The organism is Stenotrophomonas terrae, assembly GCF_039674165.1.
Classification (GTDB): Bacteria; Pseudomonadota; Gammaproteobacteria; order Xanthomonadales; family Xanthomonadaceae; genus Stenotrophomonas; species Stenotrophomonas terrae_A.
On sequence record NZ_JBDJMY010000030.1, the window covers coordinates 1 to 16,212 of the forward strand.

A 16,212-nucleotide genomic window follows, 5' to 3' on the forward strand; every position below is an offset into this window, starting at 1 on the left:
CATGGCCCGGAATGTGGAACCCCCGGAACCGCACCCGCCGTGCTGGGCTCGGCACTACAGAAAGCAAACGACCAAAACGCAGAAAGGCGCGGAATCCGCGCCTTTCTGCTTTCTTCAATACCGCAACCGCATCAACGCCAGATCTTGATCTGCTCGGCGTCGGTGCGCTGCATCGGCTGGCCCGGCTTGCAGCTGAAGCTGGCGCCGAATGCCGGCAGGTTGGACAGCGGGGCGTTGCTGCGCCAGCGGCCCGGTGCACGTACGTCGGTGCGCAGACGCTGCACGGCTTCGTTCGGCGACAGCTGCTGCGCCCACAAGCTGGCCCAACCCTTGAAGAAGTCCTGCTTGTCGGCCGGCTTGGCGTCAGACTGGGCAGCGCTGAAGGCCTCGAAGGCGATCTCCATGCCCGAGATATCGGCCATGTTTTCGTCGCGGGTCAATTCGCCATTGACCTTGGCGTCCTTGACGCCCGGGAACGGGTAGCCGCTGTACTGCGCGGCGACGCGGTTGCCCAGCAGCGTCCAGGCACTCTTGTCGGCCGGCGTCCACCAGCTGCGCAGCTCGCCCTTGGCGTCGATCATGGCGCCCTTGACGTCGATGGCACGGCTGACTTCGTGCGCGACCAGGCCACCGAAGGCACCGAACTTCTCGGCATTGCTGGCGTTGCCGGCAAAGATCGGACCCTGCAGTGCGGCAGCGGTGACGATCAGACGGTTCTGGGCGATGTCGTAGGCGATGGACGGCTGCTGCGGCAGCACGTCCCAGCGGCGGTCGGCATTGCCCTTGCCGATGCGCTTCATTTCCTGGGCGTGGCGCCAGGTGGAGGCGATCAGCATGTTGCCACCAAAGCTGCCACGGCCCATCGGCTGCACGGTGTAGTCCAGGTCACGCAGCGGCGTGCCGATCTCGATCTTCATCGCTGCCAGCTTGGCTTCGGCCTCGGTCTTGGCCTCGGCGCTGAGCCAGGTGCTGCGCTTGACCGCGGCGATCTGCGCTTCGCGGATCTGGTCGACCATGATGCCGGCCTGGCGGCGGGTGTCGCGGTTCAGGTAGGTGTTGGCGTACTCGTGGCCCAGCATCGGGCCGGCGGCCACGTTGATGGCGTCAAGCACGGCTTCCGGACGCGCCGGGGCGATGGTCTGGCCACGCAGCACGCGGCCACGGAACTCAAACTCGGCATCGCGGTAGGCCTTGGACAGGTACGGCGACATCGAGTCACCCACGCGCCAGCGCAGGTAGGCCTTCCACTGGTTGGCCGGCAGGCGGCTGACCATGCTGTTGAGCTGCTGGAACAGGGCCGGATCGGCCAACGACACCAGGTCGTCGTTCACGCCCTGGGCCTTGAGGAAGGCGTCCAGCTGCAGGTTGCGGTAACGGCTGTTCAAGTCCTTGGTGGAGACCGGCGCGTAGTTGTTGAACGGGTTGTTGATGTCGGCGACCGAGTGCGCGCTGCGCGCCAGTTCGGTTTCCAGCTGGATGACCAGCGCCGATTCGGCATCAAGCTGCGCGGCCGGGGTGCCGGTCAGCGCCAGGATCTGCTTCACATAGGCGCGGTAACGGCCCATCAGCGCAACGGTGTCGGCATCGGTGCGGGTATAGAACGCCGGGTCCGGCAGGCCGGTGCCGCCCTGCATGAAGTAGCCGATGTGGCGGTCCAGCGCCTTCAGGTCCACGTCCGGGGCGAAGTTGAACGCCACCGGGATGCCGACCTGGTGCAGCGCGGCAATCGAGGCCGGGATGTCCTTGGCCTTCTTGATCGCGTTGATGCGGGTCAGCAGTGGTGCGATCGGCTTGGAGCCGTCGGCTTCCACGGCGGCCTCATCCAGGCCACTGGCCCAGAAGTCGCCCAGCAGCTTCTGTACGTTGCCCTGCGGGGCGGTCATCGCGCGATCAAGCAGCTGACGCTGCTGGGTGCGGGCATTGTCTGCCAGGGTGCCCAAGGCGCTGACCGCGCCGGTCTGCGGCACCGGGTTGGCCTTGAGCCAGTTGCCGTTGGTGGTTTCGTAGAAGTCCGTACAGGCCGCGCTCACTGCCGGTGCCCGGGCCGCAGGTTTTTTGCGGGCGGCCTGCGCATCGTTGGTGGACAGTACCGTCACCAGAGAGAAGGCCAGGGCCAGGGTAAGTGGGCGAACGTTTGGCATGTGGTGCATATCCGCAGAAGGACAAAGTGGGCGGAGTTTAACAAGCTGGCGCGGGATTGGTGCCGGGGCAGGGCACGGATTTGGGTACTGCATCAAAACCGGCGGTTGTAGGAGCGGCGCAAGCCGCGAAGCTGGCGGTGCCTGAGCTTCACGGCTGACGCCGTTCCCACAAGCGAAGCCGGGATTCTTGTAGGAGCGGCGTAAGCCGCGAAGCCACAGCAGATGAGGCAGGCGGCATAGCCGGGATTGCGTGCTGGAGCGAGGGCCAGGTTCGCTATCCGATACTGTGAGAGTTGCTAGCCCCGGAGTTTGTGGGAGCGGCGTCAGCCGCGAAGCAAACGCAAACGATGAGGTTGGCACTGCCGGGATTACGTTTATTCGGGGCGCTTTGGCTGGGTCAGCTTCGCGGCTGACGCCGCTCCCACAACCGCCTTTGGCAGCTGGCAAAAAACAAGGCCCGGCAATGCCGGGCCTTGTTTGGGTCTCACTGCGGGGCAGCGATTACCAGATCACCACCTGCTTGTCGCCAGCACGGACCATCGGCGAGCCGGCCTTGCACTGGAACGCAGCTGCGAAGGTCGGCAGGTTCGACGGCGCACCCATGGCGCGGAACTGCGCCGGGGCGTGCGGATCGGTCGCCAGGCGGACCTTGGCGTTCTCGGCGGTGTACTTGGTGCGCCACACGGTGGCCCAGTTGAAGAAGAAGCGCTGGTCACGGGTGAAGCCGTCAACCTTGGCGTCTTCCTTGCCGGTCGACGCCTTCTGCAGCGCGTCGTAGGCGGTGGCCAGGCCACCCAGGTCGGCGATGTTCTCGCCCAGGGTCAGCGAGCCGTTGACGCTCTGGTCGCCCACCTTGTACTCGTTGAACTGGTTGACCAGCTTGCCGGTCAGGCCTGCGAAGCCCTTCGAATCCGCCGGGGTCCACCAGTTTTCGAAGTTGCCGGTCGGGCCGAAGCGGCTGCCCTGGTCGTCGTAACCGTGGGTCATTTCATGGCCGATGACGGCACCGATGCCGCCGTAGTTCAGCGCGTCGTCGGCGTTCGGATCGAAGAACGGCGGCTGCAGGATGGCGGCCGGGAACACGATCTCGTTCTGCAGCGGGTTGTAATAGGCGTTGACCGTTTGCGGGGTCATGCCCCACTCGGTCTTGTCCACCGGCTGGCCGATCTTGGCCAGCGCCCACTTGTAGTTGAAGGCATTGGCAGCGCGCACATTGCCCAGGTAGTCGTCGTGGGTGGTGCTCAGGCCGCTCCAGTCACGCCACTTGTCCGGGTAGCCGATCTTCGGGGTGAAGGTTTCCCACTTGGCGATGGCCTTGGCCTTGGTTTCGTCGCTCATCCAGGCCAGGCCTTGGATACGGTCCTTCAGGGCGCCGGCCAGGTTCTTGACCAGCTCTTCCATCTTGGCCTTGGACTCCGGCGAGAAGGCGACCTTGACGTACATCTGGCCGAAGGCGTCACCGGCATCGCTTTCAATCGTGCCCAGTACCTGCTTCCAGCGCGGCTTGATTTCCTTCTGGCCGTTCAGTTCCTTGCCGTAGAACGCGTAGTTCTCCTGCACGAACTCATTGCTCAGGTAGGGGGCGGCGCCGTCCACGGTGTGGAAGCGCAGGTAGGCGCGCCATGCAGCTGGGTCGGTATCGGCCAGCATCTTGCTCACTTCCGCGTGGAAGGCGGGCATGGCCAGCGAGAACTTCTCCGGTGCAGCAACGCCCTGCGCCTGGAAGAAGGCAGCCCAGCTGAAGTTCGGGGTCAGCTTGTCGGCATCGGCCACGGTGACCGGGTTGTAGTACAGCGAAACGTCGCGCGAGAGCTCGACGCTGGACTTGGAAGCCTTGGCCAGGCGGGTTTCGAACTTGATCACGTCCTCGGCCTGCTTGGCGGCATCAGCTGCGGGCACGCCGCTGAGTTCCAGCACCTTGGCCACGTGGGCCTTGTAGGCGTTGAGCTTGTCGGCCTTGCTGGCGTCGGTGTAATAAGTGGTGTCCGGCAGGCCCAGGCCGCCCTGGCTGGCGTAGGCCATGTTCATGGCCGAGTTCTTGAAGTCCGCTTCCGGGCCGAAGCCGAACAGGAAATTCTCGCCCTTGGCGGCGGTGGTGCGCAGGTAATCGGCCAGCGCGGCGGTGTTCTGCAGGCCGTCGATGGCGGCCAGGTCGGCCTTCAGCGGGGTGATGCCGAGGCTATTGATCTTGGCCTCGTCCATGCCGGCGGCCCAGAAGTCACCGACGATCTTCTCGATGCCGGTGGCGTTCTTCATCGCCGCGGCCTGCTCGGCCAGCTGGTGCTGCACGGCAACCGAGCGTTCGTCGAGGATGGTGAAGGCGCCCCAGCTGGTGCGGTCGGCCGGAATTTCATTGGCGTTGAGCCACTTTTCGTTCACGTAACCGTTGAAATCGGTACACGCGTCCTTGCTGGCGTCCAGGTCGGCGGCAGTGAAGGCGTTGTAGGCCGGCAGCTTGGACTCGTCCAGCTTCAGCTCATTGGCAGCAGGGGCGGCCGGGGCAGCGGCGGTGGCCGCCGGCGGGGACTGCTCTTCCTGCTTGGGGCAGCCGGTCAGCGCGGCGGCGACGGCCAGCGACAGCAGGAGAATCTGGGGTTTGCGAACGATCACGGGAAAGGCCTCCGGGCCGGTTTCGAAGCATGAGTGGGGCCTCGGAATCCGGGGCCGAAGCAGGAAGATACGCCTGAAACCGATGCGGAAGGGGTGTAGAAGGTAATGGGTGGCCGCCGGCTTATTCCTATGGGCGGTGATGGCGGGCCGATGCTATACAGCTGCAATGACCAAGACATCGACCAAGCAGTGGGACGCGATCCTGATCGGCGGCGGCCATAACGGGCTGGTGTGTGCGGCCTACCTGGCCAAGGCCGGCAAGCGCGTATTGGTACTGGAGCGACGCGGTGTGGTGGGCGGCGCAGCGGTAACCGAGGAATTCCACCCCGGGTTCCGCAATTCGGTGGCCTCTTATACGGTGTCGCTGCTGCAGCCCAAGGTGATAGCCGAGCTGGAGCTGGAGCGGCATGGCCTGCGGGTGGTGTCGCGCAAACTCAACAACTTCCTGCCCTTGGGCAATGGCGAGTACCTGCTGGCAGGTGCCGGGCGTACCGCCGAGCAGGTCGCACGCTTTTCGGCGCGTGATGCAGCGCGCTTGCCGGAGTACGAACAGCGGCTGGAGATATTCGCAGATGTGTTGCGTGCGCAGGCACTGCAGGCGCCGCCCAATATCAGCGGCGCGAGCTGGTTGCGCGCATTGCCCGAGCTGTGGAAAGCAGGGCAGTTGGGCCGGCAGCTGCAGCGCCTGGATCCGGCGCTTCAACAGGAGCTGATGGATCTATTCACCATCTCCGCGGCCGAATACCTGGACCGCTGGTTTGAAAGCGCGCCGATCAAGGCCTTGTTCGGCTTCGACGGCATCGTCGGCAACTACGCCAGCCCGTATGCGCCCGGCACCGCCTATGTGCTGTTGCATCACGTGTTTGGCGAAAGCAACGGCGTCAAAGGTGCCTGGGGGCACGCAATCGGCGGCATGGGCGCGATCACCCAGGCGATGGGACGTGCGGCGGTCGAAGCTGGTGCCGAGATTCGTACCGATGCCGCCGTCGAGAAGGTGCTGGTAGAGCAGGGGCGTGCAGTCGGCGTTGCACTGGCGGGTGGCGAAGTGCTGCGTGGCTCGGCCATCGTTGCCAACGTCAATCCGAAGCTGCTTTACGAGCGTCTGTTCGATCCTGCCGATGTACCTGCGGCCACGTTGGAGCGCATGGCCAATTGGCGTTGCGGCTCGGGCACGTTCCGCATGAACGTGGCGCTGTCGCGGTTACCTGATTTCAGCGACCTGCCGGGGGGCGGTGATCATTTGACCGCAGGGATAATCATCGCGCCCAGCCTGGACTACATGGACCGCGCCTATCTGGATGCGCGTCAATATGGTTGGTCACGCGAACCGATCGTCGAGATGCTGATTCCCAGCACCTTGGATGATTCATTGGCGCCAGCCGGGCAGCATGTTGCGAGTCTGTTCTGCCAGCACGTAGCCCCGCAGCTACCGGATGGACGCAGCTGGGACGATCACCGCGAAGAAGTCGCAGATCTGATGATCGCCACCGTCGACAAGCATGCGCCGGGCTTTGCAGCTTCCGTGCTGGGCCGGCAGATCATGAGTCCGTTGGATCTTGAGCGCACGTTCGGCCTGATCGGCGGCGATATCTTCCACGGCGCGTTGAGCTTGAATCAGCTGTTCAACGCACGGCCGATGCTGGGGCAGGCTGGCTACAAGGGGGCGTTGCCCGGACTCTATCTATGCGGTTCGGGCACGCATCCGGGCGGTGGGGTTACGGGGGCGCCTGGGCATAACGCGGCGCGCGTGTTGCTTGAGAATTCCTGACCTCCTGCTCGCGAAGTTGAGCTTGTCGGATACGATAGGAACCCGCATTTCCAAATAAGTGTCAGGTGCTTTGATGAGCCAGCAGGTGATGCAACTCTACGCTCGAGCGGTGGAAGCGCTGAACCGCAAACAATGGCGTGAAGCTTGGGCCGTAGCGCAGCACTTGCTTGAGTCTGGCGTGGAACATGGCGGGGTCCACTTTGTCGCAGGTGTGGCGGCGATGGAGTTGGGGCATATGAAAGCGGCAATTGTGCATCTGCGCATGGCCACGCGAATCAGTCCCGAGCGTGCGGATTACGCAACCCAGATGGCGCGCCTCCTTGTCGCGTTGCGCGCGCCGCAGGAAGCATTCCAGTATGCCGAGGCAGCGGCAGCGCTTGAGCCCGAGGATGCGCACACGCTGGATACACTTGGCGTGGTTTTTACCCGGCTCAATGAACACGTCCGTGCGTTGGAAGCATTCACGGCCGCTGTTGGCAAATTGCCTGGTGAAGCGGTTTTTCATTACAACCATGCAACGTCGCTGCTGTTCTCCGGTCGAATTGCAGATGCGGAGTCAGCTTATCGTCGATGTCTGGAGCTGGCGCCAACCTATTGGAGGGCCTATACGTCGCTGGCCAATCTGCGTCGCTGGCGGAGTGATGAGAACAATGTCGCGCTCTATGCGCAGGCACTTGAGTTGGCTGGTCAGAGTTCCGAAGGGTGCCTGTACGTCAATCTCGCACTGGCGAAAGAGCTGGAGGATGTAGGCGATTACCCTTCAGCTTTCGCGAGTTATACCAAGGCCAAGGATTCGCAAAAATCGCTGCGTAATTATCAGTCTGAAAAAGACTTAATCTTGTTTGAGGGCTTGCGCGAAGCCTTCGATGGCGTGGGCGATGTTTCGCCAGGAGCGGCTAGCGAAGAGCCCATTTTCGTTGTGGGAATGCCACGAAGTGGCACTACCCTAGTTGAGCGCATCGTTTCCAGTCATCCTGACGTTCATTCGGCTGGCGAGCTTGAGAACTTTCCGGTGACTGTCAAGCGCTTTTCCGGCACGCGTACCAATGCGGTGACCGATATCGAGACGATGATCGCATTGCATGGGATAGACTGGAAGGCGCTTGGTGAGGCCTATGTAGAGTCAACCCGGCCCGGTACGGCTGGTTGCTCGCGCTTCGTTGACAAGCTACCGCATAATTTTTTGTATCTCGGGCACATCGCCATGGCGTTGCCTGCTGCGCGGATCGTGCTTCTACGGCGTGACAGCATGGATACATGTCTGAGCAACTTCAGGCAGCTGTTTTCATTGACATCTTCCGTCTACGACTATTCGTTCGATCTACTCGATACAGGGCGCTATTACCAGATGTTTGATCGGCTGATGCGCTATTGGTGTGATCGGTTGGGTGACCGCATCCTGATAGTCAACTATGAAGATCTTGTTGACGATCAAGAAGGTCAGACCCGGAGAATCATTGAATTCTGCGGTTTGGAATGGAATGACGCGTGCCTTCGTTTTGAGGAGAATGCCGCGCCCGTTGCGACAGCCAGTGTCGTTCAGGTTCGATCAAAGGTGACCAGGGATTACATCGGGCGCTGGAAGCGATATGGTGCAGCCGTCGATCCCCTTGCGCAGCTGTTGACCGGGGAGAGCGGTTCCAGCGTGTGATCGGGAAGCATGCTTCTCGCTGACGGTCCGACAGACCGTCCGCAGCATTCCCCAGAGGTGGCAGGTCACCGCGGTACACCGCGGTCGCGCCGGTCGACTGCCCACCCAGGTAGCGCATCTGCTGCCTGGAGCTATCTTGCCAGCTTGTTCGGTCAAGCTGGTGAATAACGGGCTGATTCCGCTGAGTTCGACGGCGGGTAGGCAATGTGGCGACTCGACGTCGGTGATTTCTATAAATGGGAATTCAAAAAGGCCCCGTCATAACGACGGGGCCTTTGTCTTTCAATCGCCAGGGTTCAGCTGGCAATCATTTCTTGCCGAATGCGTAGCGTGCTTCGATGTAGTAAGCACGTCCGTATACGTCGAAGTTGTACGAGTTGTACGGCGCGTTCGAGGTGCCAGGGTACGAGAAATCGTACGGCGGCATCTTGTTGAACACGTTGTTCACCATGAACGACACATCCATGCCCTCAAACAGCTGGTAGGAGATGCTGGCGTTGTGCTTGCTATAAGAGCCGAACTTCGCTGCGCGATTGCTTGCATAGCCAAGGTCGCTGATCGTGGCAGCATAGTTGGGGGTGGAGTCGATCCAGTTCACGTACCAAGTTGCAGAGAAGTTGCCCTTTGCCCAGGTCAGAGATCCGTCGGCCTTACGCTTCGGATCCGAGCTCCAATAGGGGTCGTTCAGCAGGTCAATGTAGCTGTCTTCCGGATACTGCTGGTACTTGTGGCTCAGCTTCTGCGTGTAGCTGGCACGAACACTTAGGTCGCCCCAGTTGCCGAAATCGTAGCCGTAGTTGAATGAAGCGTTGATCGCCTTGAGTTGCTGATTGGAGACATTCACCTTCGGGGTGAAAATCTCTGTGATGTTACCTGCGGAGTTACGCGTCACCTGATCCATGGTGATCTGGCAGAGCGGCGAGTTGACATCGTCGACGCCAGTGCGGCAGCGGTAGTCCTGCATCGACAGTTGGTTGGCGCTCTGCTGGGTGACCTCGTCCGAGATATCCCAGTTAAAGTAGTCAACGGTCAACGCCATCCGATCAAGCGGAGACCAGACAAAGCCTGCACTCCAGACGTCTGCATTGATCGGCTTCAGTTCAGTGCTGCCAACCTGGGTGCCGAAGAACTGGCGATTGGAGTAGGCGGTGGGGCAGTTATCAATATCGCCTGGGCCGAAGCCGCGCTGCGAGCACTGATAGTAGTCAATGACGCGGCTGTAGTAGCCACTCTCGCCTTGGTAGAGATCTGACAGGGTTGGGGCGCGGAATGCGGTGCCATACTTGCCGCGGAATAGCAGCGAGTCGATCGGGCGATACTCCAGACTGACCGCGTAGGTCGGTTTGTCGATGGTCTGGCTACCTGCCTTGAAAGCATCGTAACGGCCTGACAGCGAAATCGTCAGCGGCTCCCACAACGGAAGACGCAATTCGGAGGTGACCGCATAGCGGTCACGATCACCGCCACCGGCGACAGCCGTCTGTCCCCAGATCGAGCCATCCATGTAGCCCGCATCAGGGGTGTAGTCCCACTTCTGCTTGCCGAACTCGGCGACAACGGCGATGCCGGCATCGCCGCCGGGCAGCGTGAACAGGGATCCATTGGTTACCTGTGCACGCAGCATCGCGTCGGAGGTCTTGCTCTTGCTGGAAGCACGGCCGGTAAAGCTGGCGAATTCTTCCGGCGTGATCGGCGAGAAGAATGCGGCGTAGTTGGGCGTGTATACCGGGTAAGCACCATATAGCGGGTCTAGGCCCTGTTCAGCGCCGAGGACTCGATCAATGAAGAACTGATCAACCTTGTCTGCGTAACGGACGAAGCTGTTCTCGTCCAATTCGTACTTGGTGTAGGTGCCGCCGAAGTCGTAGTCCCAGTTGGTGCCTCCAAATACGCCTTTGGCGCCAAAGGTCACTCGGACGGATTCGCCCGTGTCTCGCGACATTGTATTGTTGAAACCGCCCGGGCCCATTTCTTCCGGTGCGAACGCGCGCTGCAGGTTCACCAGATCGCCAAGACTCGGGTCATAGTAGTAGCCGAAATCTGCACCCGTGCCCCACCACAGATAGCCGGATCCAGAGTGATATTTGGTCTGATCGTGGCTATAAAGAACATCGCCATAAAGCTGCAGGTTGTCGTTTACGTCGAAGGTGCCATGCAGATACGCCTGCGTGGAAGTCTTCTCGTTCATCAGCGTGCGGTAGCCTGCTGTGTTGAATGAACCACAGTAATATTCGTCGCCGAAACCGGGCCGCTGCTGCAGACCCTCGGTGCCGCCAAACAAGCCCTTCAGGTTTTCGCAGTTGTTTGGATCAGGGAATCGATAGCTGGTTTCGTAGCCAAGAACCACGAAATCTCGACTGGCCAGCGCGGGAGAATAACCGTCCGGATTGAACTGCTTGGTCAGATCGCGCTGGTAGCCCCAGATCGGCTTACGCTCTTCGTGCTGGATGCCGCCCAAGATGTTCACGCGACCATCAGCCGAAGTCCATCCATCGGCAATGCTGGCGCGGAAGCTTCCACCGCCACCCTCAGCATATCCACCACCGCGGATGGTCATCACCGTGCCATCCATGCTCTTTTTCAGGATGACGTTGATGACGCCGGCAATCGCATCTGAGCCGTAGAGAGAGGACTGTCCGCCCGGGAGGATCTCGATGCGTTCGATCAAGTCAACAGGAATGCCGCTGATGTTGTTGAACGTATCGCTGCCGTTGTAGAGGGCCGGATAGTTGGACATCGGCCGGCCATCGATCAGGTACTTGACGTAGCCCGGCGGCAAGCCGAACAAGCTGACTGTCTCCGCACCCTGGGTAAACGAGGCGGAGGTCTGTGCACCCTGCACGCCACCGGTCGACATTGAATTTTTCTGAAGAACTTCGGTGACCGAGCTGAAACCACGCGACTTGATGTCTTCAGCAGTGATGACCGTGACGGGGGTCGCGGTCTCGATCTGAGTCTGGGGGATGAGCGAGCCGGTGACCGTGACCTTGTCCAAGGTCTTGGCACTGCGCGCTTCATCCTGGGCCATCGCGGCGGCCGGGATCAAAACTGCGGTCAACAAGGCGCTGGTGAGCGCGCTGCGTTTGATGGAACTGCGCTTGTACGTCTTCACTGAAGTATGTCCCCTACTCAATCTGGAAGTTGTAGCCCCGGCAGTGCTTCAGGAGTTGTCTTGTTGACATCGGACAAGAACTGAAGGTGTTTTTGCCATGAACGTAACCTGACTTTAACGAACTAATTACGTCTGTGCACCAATTTTGTAAAAATCAGTCAATTGAAATGATGTAGAGGGGGGGGGGGGGCGGTGGCGCCCTGTGAGTTTTCAAGGCGGCCGCGCGCATTCAACCCTGGTAGACATTCAGCCATCCTCAAATTCGAGAGCATTTGAGAGATGGTGTGAGGTGGCTGGTTGCGACGGTTTTCACCGGGCTGGCGCAGTTGGCAAGGGTTCGCGGCGGAGTGCCGGGATCCAAGGCGGCAGATTGATCTCCCCGGGATGCATCTTCTGCTGTGAGAGAACCGATTATTCGAGGGCCCGTACTATCGCCGGGATCAAATCAGGGAAGGTGATACGAGCAGGTGATCCGCGCGCTTTGTCTGCAGCCCAACCGAGCACGAGTGCTGGCTCGAAACGCCTGGCATCGCGCCGGGTCCTTCGCTGGCGATTCCCAAAAAAAACAAGGCCCGGCGATTGCCGGGCCTTGTTTTCAACGCTTTTCAACTATTACTTACTGGAACTTGTAACGCAGGGACAGCATGAAGCGGCGGCCCAGCGAGTCGAGCACGTAGGGGAACGGGCCGACGTCGTCAGTGAGGTTGATGACCGCCAAGTTCAGGCGTGCATTCTCGGTGAAGCGGTAGCTGACGTTTGCATCCCAGGTGGTCCAGCTGTCGCGGACGAAGTACTGGCGGCTTTCCGGGGTGGCGACCAGACTGAACTGTGCGCTGCTGGTGTAGTTCGCCGCGAAGCCTGCGCTCCAGTTGCCGATCTTGTGCTGGGCGGTCCAGCGGAACTGGCGCTTCGGCTCAGTGAAGGTGCCGACCTGTTCCACGAACGGAACGTCCGCACTGGCGGCCTGACCACGGTTCTTCGGCATATAGCCGTAGAAGCCGAGGTCCAGGCGACCGAAACGGTCCATCTCCAAACGGTAGTCCACTTCGGCGGTCCAGCCGCGGAACATCAGGACCGGGCCGTTGCCGTACTGGGTCTTGATGTCGGTGGCGGCAGCGGTGACCGGGTCACGGGTAACCAGGCTGCAGAAGCGGTTTGCATTGGCGACGTCACTGGCGTTGAAGCTCGGGTTGTCGAAGCAGCCGGTGATGATGTCGTTCGGGCTGAGGGCGGTGATGACATCGGTGATTTCGATGTCGTACCAGTCAGCGGCGACGCGCAGGCCGTTGAGCCATTCCGGTGCAAAGACAATGCCGGCGGTCCACGACTCCGCCCTTTCGTTCTTCAGGCCGGTGTAGCCGTTGCTGGAGCCCAGCGTGGTCGTCGGCGAAGCAACGAAGGACGACGGGTTCACACTCGGGTAGGCAGCGAAGAATGCATTGCAGTTGTTGCGACGCACGGTCGGGTTGGCGCCGCCGCCGATCGATGCCAGGGTGCAGACTTCCGGAATGGCGTAGAAGGCCGGCTGCTGGTTGGTGTACAGCTCGGCAATCGACGGTGCGCGCATCGACTGGGTCTTGTTACCGCGCAGCTGGATGCCTGCGAACGGCTCGTACTGCAGGCCGTACGTGAATGCGGTAAAGCCACCAGCGACTGAGTTGTCGACGCGACGTACCTTGCCGGTGATGTCCAGGCGGTGCAGGCCCGGCAGGCCCCAATCCGGGTTGAACAGCGGCGCGAGGAACTCGGCGAACAGTTCATTGGTGTTGTATTCGCCGTGAGCGGACTGGATCGGCACCGAACGGCCCTGGCCCAGGCGCTGGTACTCGCTCGGGGTGAAGGAGCCTTCTTCGCGGCGGTGTTCATAACCACCGGCAACCGCGAACTCACCACCCGGCAGGTCGAACAGGCCGCCGGTAATGGAGGCGTTGATCACGGTCTGGCGGGTCTGTGCCTTGGCGACGGTGTTGGTGGAGACGTAGTCCAGTGCTTCGCGCGATGCCTGGTTTTCACCGAACAGGTTCAACGGACGGCAGGCGGCATCGACGGTGGTGCCGGCAGCGGCCGAGTCACAGACGATGTTGCCCGAAGCATCGCGCTTGACGTTGATGGCGTTGATGAAATTCTGCTGGATCAGGCCCGTGCCGAGGTAATCGAAGTCACCGCGGCCATGAACAACGCTGGCCTCCCAGTTGAAGTTGCGCTGGCCGATGTCGAAGTAGCCGTCGGCGCCGATGACAGCGCGGGTCAGACGGGTTTCAGTGCTCGAGTTGTTCATGCTCAGGTCGCGCGAGGAGCGCGACAGGCGGAACTGGGTGATGCCATTGTCAGCCAGGATCTTGCGCGACTCGGCACTCAGGTACGGGTTGTTGGCGTTGAACAGCAGGGCGCCGCTCAGGGCGCCGGTGCCGTTGTTGTTGGCGCGGCCGAACGAGATCGCGTTGTATACGTTCTGGTCCAGGGTTTCGCGTGCGGTGGCTTCGTAGCGGGACAGTTCGAAGAAGCCGCGCACGGAGTCGGTGAAGTCGAAGCTGCCGTTGGCATAAACGGTACGGCGCTCAAGATCAGCGATCAGCGGCAACGTCTCGTTCAGATTCAGGCCGTCGCCACCGGAGGCATTGCCGCCCGCATAGCTGGTACCCGGGTCGAACTCGACCAGGTTACCCGAGTTGTTGAACTGCCACAGCTTGTTCTGCGGACCGAAGCCGGCGATGGCGCCAAGCGGGTCGCGCTGATAGTTGGCGACATTTGGAACGATCAGACCGCCGAAGGTCATGCTGGCGATACGACGATTCTGGATCCAGACCTGATCGGCGATGCCGTCGGCCGGGCCGGTATTGAACGGAATGCCGCCGTCGATGCGGCCGTCGCTGCCCGGGGTGCGGCCCGGCTGCCACAGCGCTGCGTTGGCGGCGGTCGGGTTGGCCTGCAGGCTGTAGCCCTTGCGGTAGAAGTCACGCTGAAGGGCGTTGACGCCTTCGCTGTTGTCGAGCTCGGCTGCAATCGTGATGTTGCCGCGGTCGTCAGCGAAATTGGTGCCGAAGATGGCTGCCCACGAATAACGGTCGTTGTCGTGCTTGCTGGTGGTGCCGTAGCCCAGCTCGACTTCTGCGCCCTGGAACTTCTCGCGCAGGATGATGTTGGTCACGCCGGAGATGGCGTCGGAGCCGTAGGTTGGAGCACCGCCGACGCTCAGGTTTTCAATGCGGTCGACCATGATGCTCGGGATCGCATTCATATCAACCTGGATGCCTGAACCACCGCCTGCGCCGAAGATGGTCGGCGGGGTCGAGGTTACGTAACGGCGGCCGTTGACCAGGGTCAACAGGCGGTTGCTGCCCAGGCCGAAGCGGCTGGCAAAGTTCACACCGGCGCCGAAGCCGGCCTGGTCGCCACGCGAGCTGACACCGGCGGAAATGCCAGGCACCGTCGTCAGCGCGTCGATCAGGTTGGTCTGGCCATAGGCCTCCATGGTCTCGCGGTTTACAACAGCGGCGGGCTCAAGCGTGTCGAAGCCTGCGCGGTAAATGCGCGAGCCGGTGACCGTGATCCGGTCAAGCTGGGTGGCCTCCTTGTCTTCAGCAGTCTTTGCGGCCTCCGCTGCGGGAGTGTCCTGCGCGAAGGCGGGTCCGGCCACGGCTACGAAAAGTGCTGATGTCAGCGCCAGGCTCAGCGGGTGACGGCTGAGCGACTTGTGATTTGCCATTGAATCTCCCTCATGGAGTCGTTGTTGTCGGCCTTGGCTCGGCAAAAACAGGGCCTTCATCCTGGTTTCAAAAAAGTTTCATCTGCCGATAACTTTGGATTAACACACGGTTAACATTTTTAGTCAACGGTTAAGCTCCTGCTCATAAGTGCTTGAAATGCAAAATGAAATACCAATTTCAGTAAAGTGCCGCGGCGAATTCAGCAAAGCCGTCCCTGACCGTGGCTTTCTGCTTGACGCTATAGTTCCGGCCTAGTCTGGGAATGCGGGAGTCATGGTGGGCGGTTCGATCACATTGGGCGGTGCCCACAAAGTGCAGAAGGGGCTATCCCCCCATTCACGTATCCGCAATGTCATTGCGGTGGGCTCTGGCAAGGGCGGGGTGGGCAAGTCCACCACGGCGGTGAATTTGGCCCTGGCGCTGAAAGCGTTGGGTGCCCGGGTGGGTGTGCTGGATGCCGATATCTATGGGCCCAGCGTGCCGGCCATGCTGGGTTTGAGTGGGCGGCCGGAGAGCCCGGACAACAAATCCATCGAGCCGCTGCGGGCATTCGGGGTCGAGGCGATGTCGATCGGTTTCCTGATCGAGCCGGACTCACCGATGATCTGGCGTGGGCCGATGGCTACCTCGGCGCTGACCCAGCTGTTCAACGACACGCTGTGGGATGACCTGGATTTCCTGTTGATCGACCTGCCGCCCGGTACGGGCGACATCCAGCTGACGCTGTCGCAGAAGATCCCGGTCGCCGGTGCGGTGATCGTCACCACGCCGCAGGACATTGCCACGCTGGATGCGCGCAAGGCATTGAATATGTTCGAGAAGGTTGAAGTGCCGGTGTTGGGAATCATCGAGAACATGGCGGTGCATACCTGCAGCAACTGCGGCCATGTCGAGCATCTGTTCGGCGAAGGCGGCGGTCAGCGGATGGCCGAGCAGTACGGGGTGCCGTTGCTGGGCTCGTTGCCGCTGGACATCGGCATCCGTGAGCAGGGCGATGTTGGCGCACCGATCGTCGTTGCCCAGCCTGAGTCGGCAGCTGCGAAGGCCTATCTGGCAGCGGCGCAGCGGATGACCGAGGAATTGGCCAAGCGCCCACGCGCCAGCATTCCGATCCTGTCCTCGCTGACGTGAATCTGGCACCGGCAGGTGCCGGGATGGGGCCCGCGAATGCGGGCCCTTCTTATATATAGGCGTGGGAAAGGTGTGGGCGGCGAGGATTGGCT

7 protein-coding genes are annotated in these 16,212 nt (G+C 61.3%); 3 read left to right on the top strand and 4 right to left on the bottom strand.

From position 1 onward, the window contains the following. Positions 1-131: 131 nt before the first annotated feature. Positions 132-2,141 (bottom strand): M13 family metallopeptidase, encoded by a 2,010-nt coding sequence (locus tag ABE493_RS13175; protein ID WP_346499369.1) that lies wholly within the window; start codon positions 2,139-2,141, stop codon positions 132-134. Between the two features lie 501 nt (positions 2,142-2,642). Beyond that, the gene (locus ABE493_RS13180) at positions 2,643-4,748 is read right to left on the bottom strand and encodes a M13 family metallopeptidase (protein WP_346499400.1); all 2,106 of its coding nucleotides are present in this window, start codon (positions 4,746-4,748) and stop codon (positions 2,643-2,645) included. Between the two features lie 169 nt (positions 4,749-4,917). On the opposite strand from ABE493_RS13180, the gene ABE493_RS13185 reads away from it, so the two are divergent. Continuing rightward, the gene (locus ABE493_RS13185) at positions 4,918-6,519 is read left to right on the top strand and encodes a phytoene desaturase family protein (protein WP_346499370.1); all 1,602 of its coding nucleotides are present in this window, start codon (positions 4,918-4,920) and stop codon (positions 6,517-6,519) included. Positions 6,520-6,592: 73 nt separating this feature from the next. Further along, positions 6,593-8,170 carry a tetratricopeptide repeat-containing sulfotransferase family protein gene (locus ABE493_RS13190; protein ID WP_346499371.1) on the top strand — a complete coding sequence of 526 codons (1,578 nt, stop codon included), beginning with the start codon at positions 6,593-6,595 and terminating at the stop codon, positions 8,168-8,170. A gap of 307 nt (positions 8,171-8,477) precedes the next feature. Here the strand turns inward: ABE493_RS13190 and ABE493_RS13195 are convergent, their stop codons facing one another. Together ABE493_RS13195 and ABE493_RS13200 are read right to left on the bottom strand one after the other, a co-directional pair. Continuing rightward, positions 8,478-11,198 carry a TonB-dependent receptor domain-containing protein gene (locus tag ABE493_RS13195; protein ID WP_346499401.1) on the bottom strand — a complete coding sequence of 907 codons (2,721 nt, stop codon included), beginning with the start codon at positions 11,196-11,198 and terminating at the stop codon, positions 8,478-8,480. A gap of 700 nt (positions 11,199-11,898) precedes the next feature. Then, a complete protein-coding gene (locus ABE493_RS13200) occupies positions 11,899-14,988 on the bottom strand; it encodes a TonB-dependent receptor domain-containing protein (protein ID WP_346499372.1) in 3,090 nt (1,029 codons plus the stop codon). A gap of 274 nt (positions 14,989-15,262) precedes the next feature. Here ABE493_RS13200 and apbC point away from each other — a divergent pair, with 274 nt between their 5' ends. After that, a complete protein-coding gene (gene apbC / locus ABE493_RS13205; protein WP_346499373.1) occupies positions 15,263-16,120 on the top strand; it encodes an iron-sulfur cluster carrier protein ApbC in 858 nt (285 codons plus the stop codon). Positions 16,121-16,212: the final 92 nt, after the last annotated feature.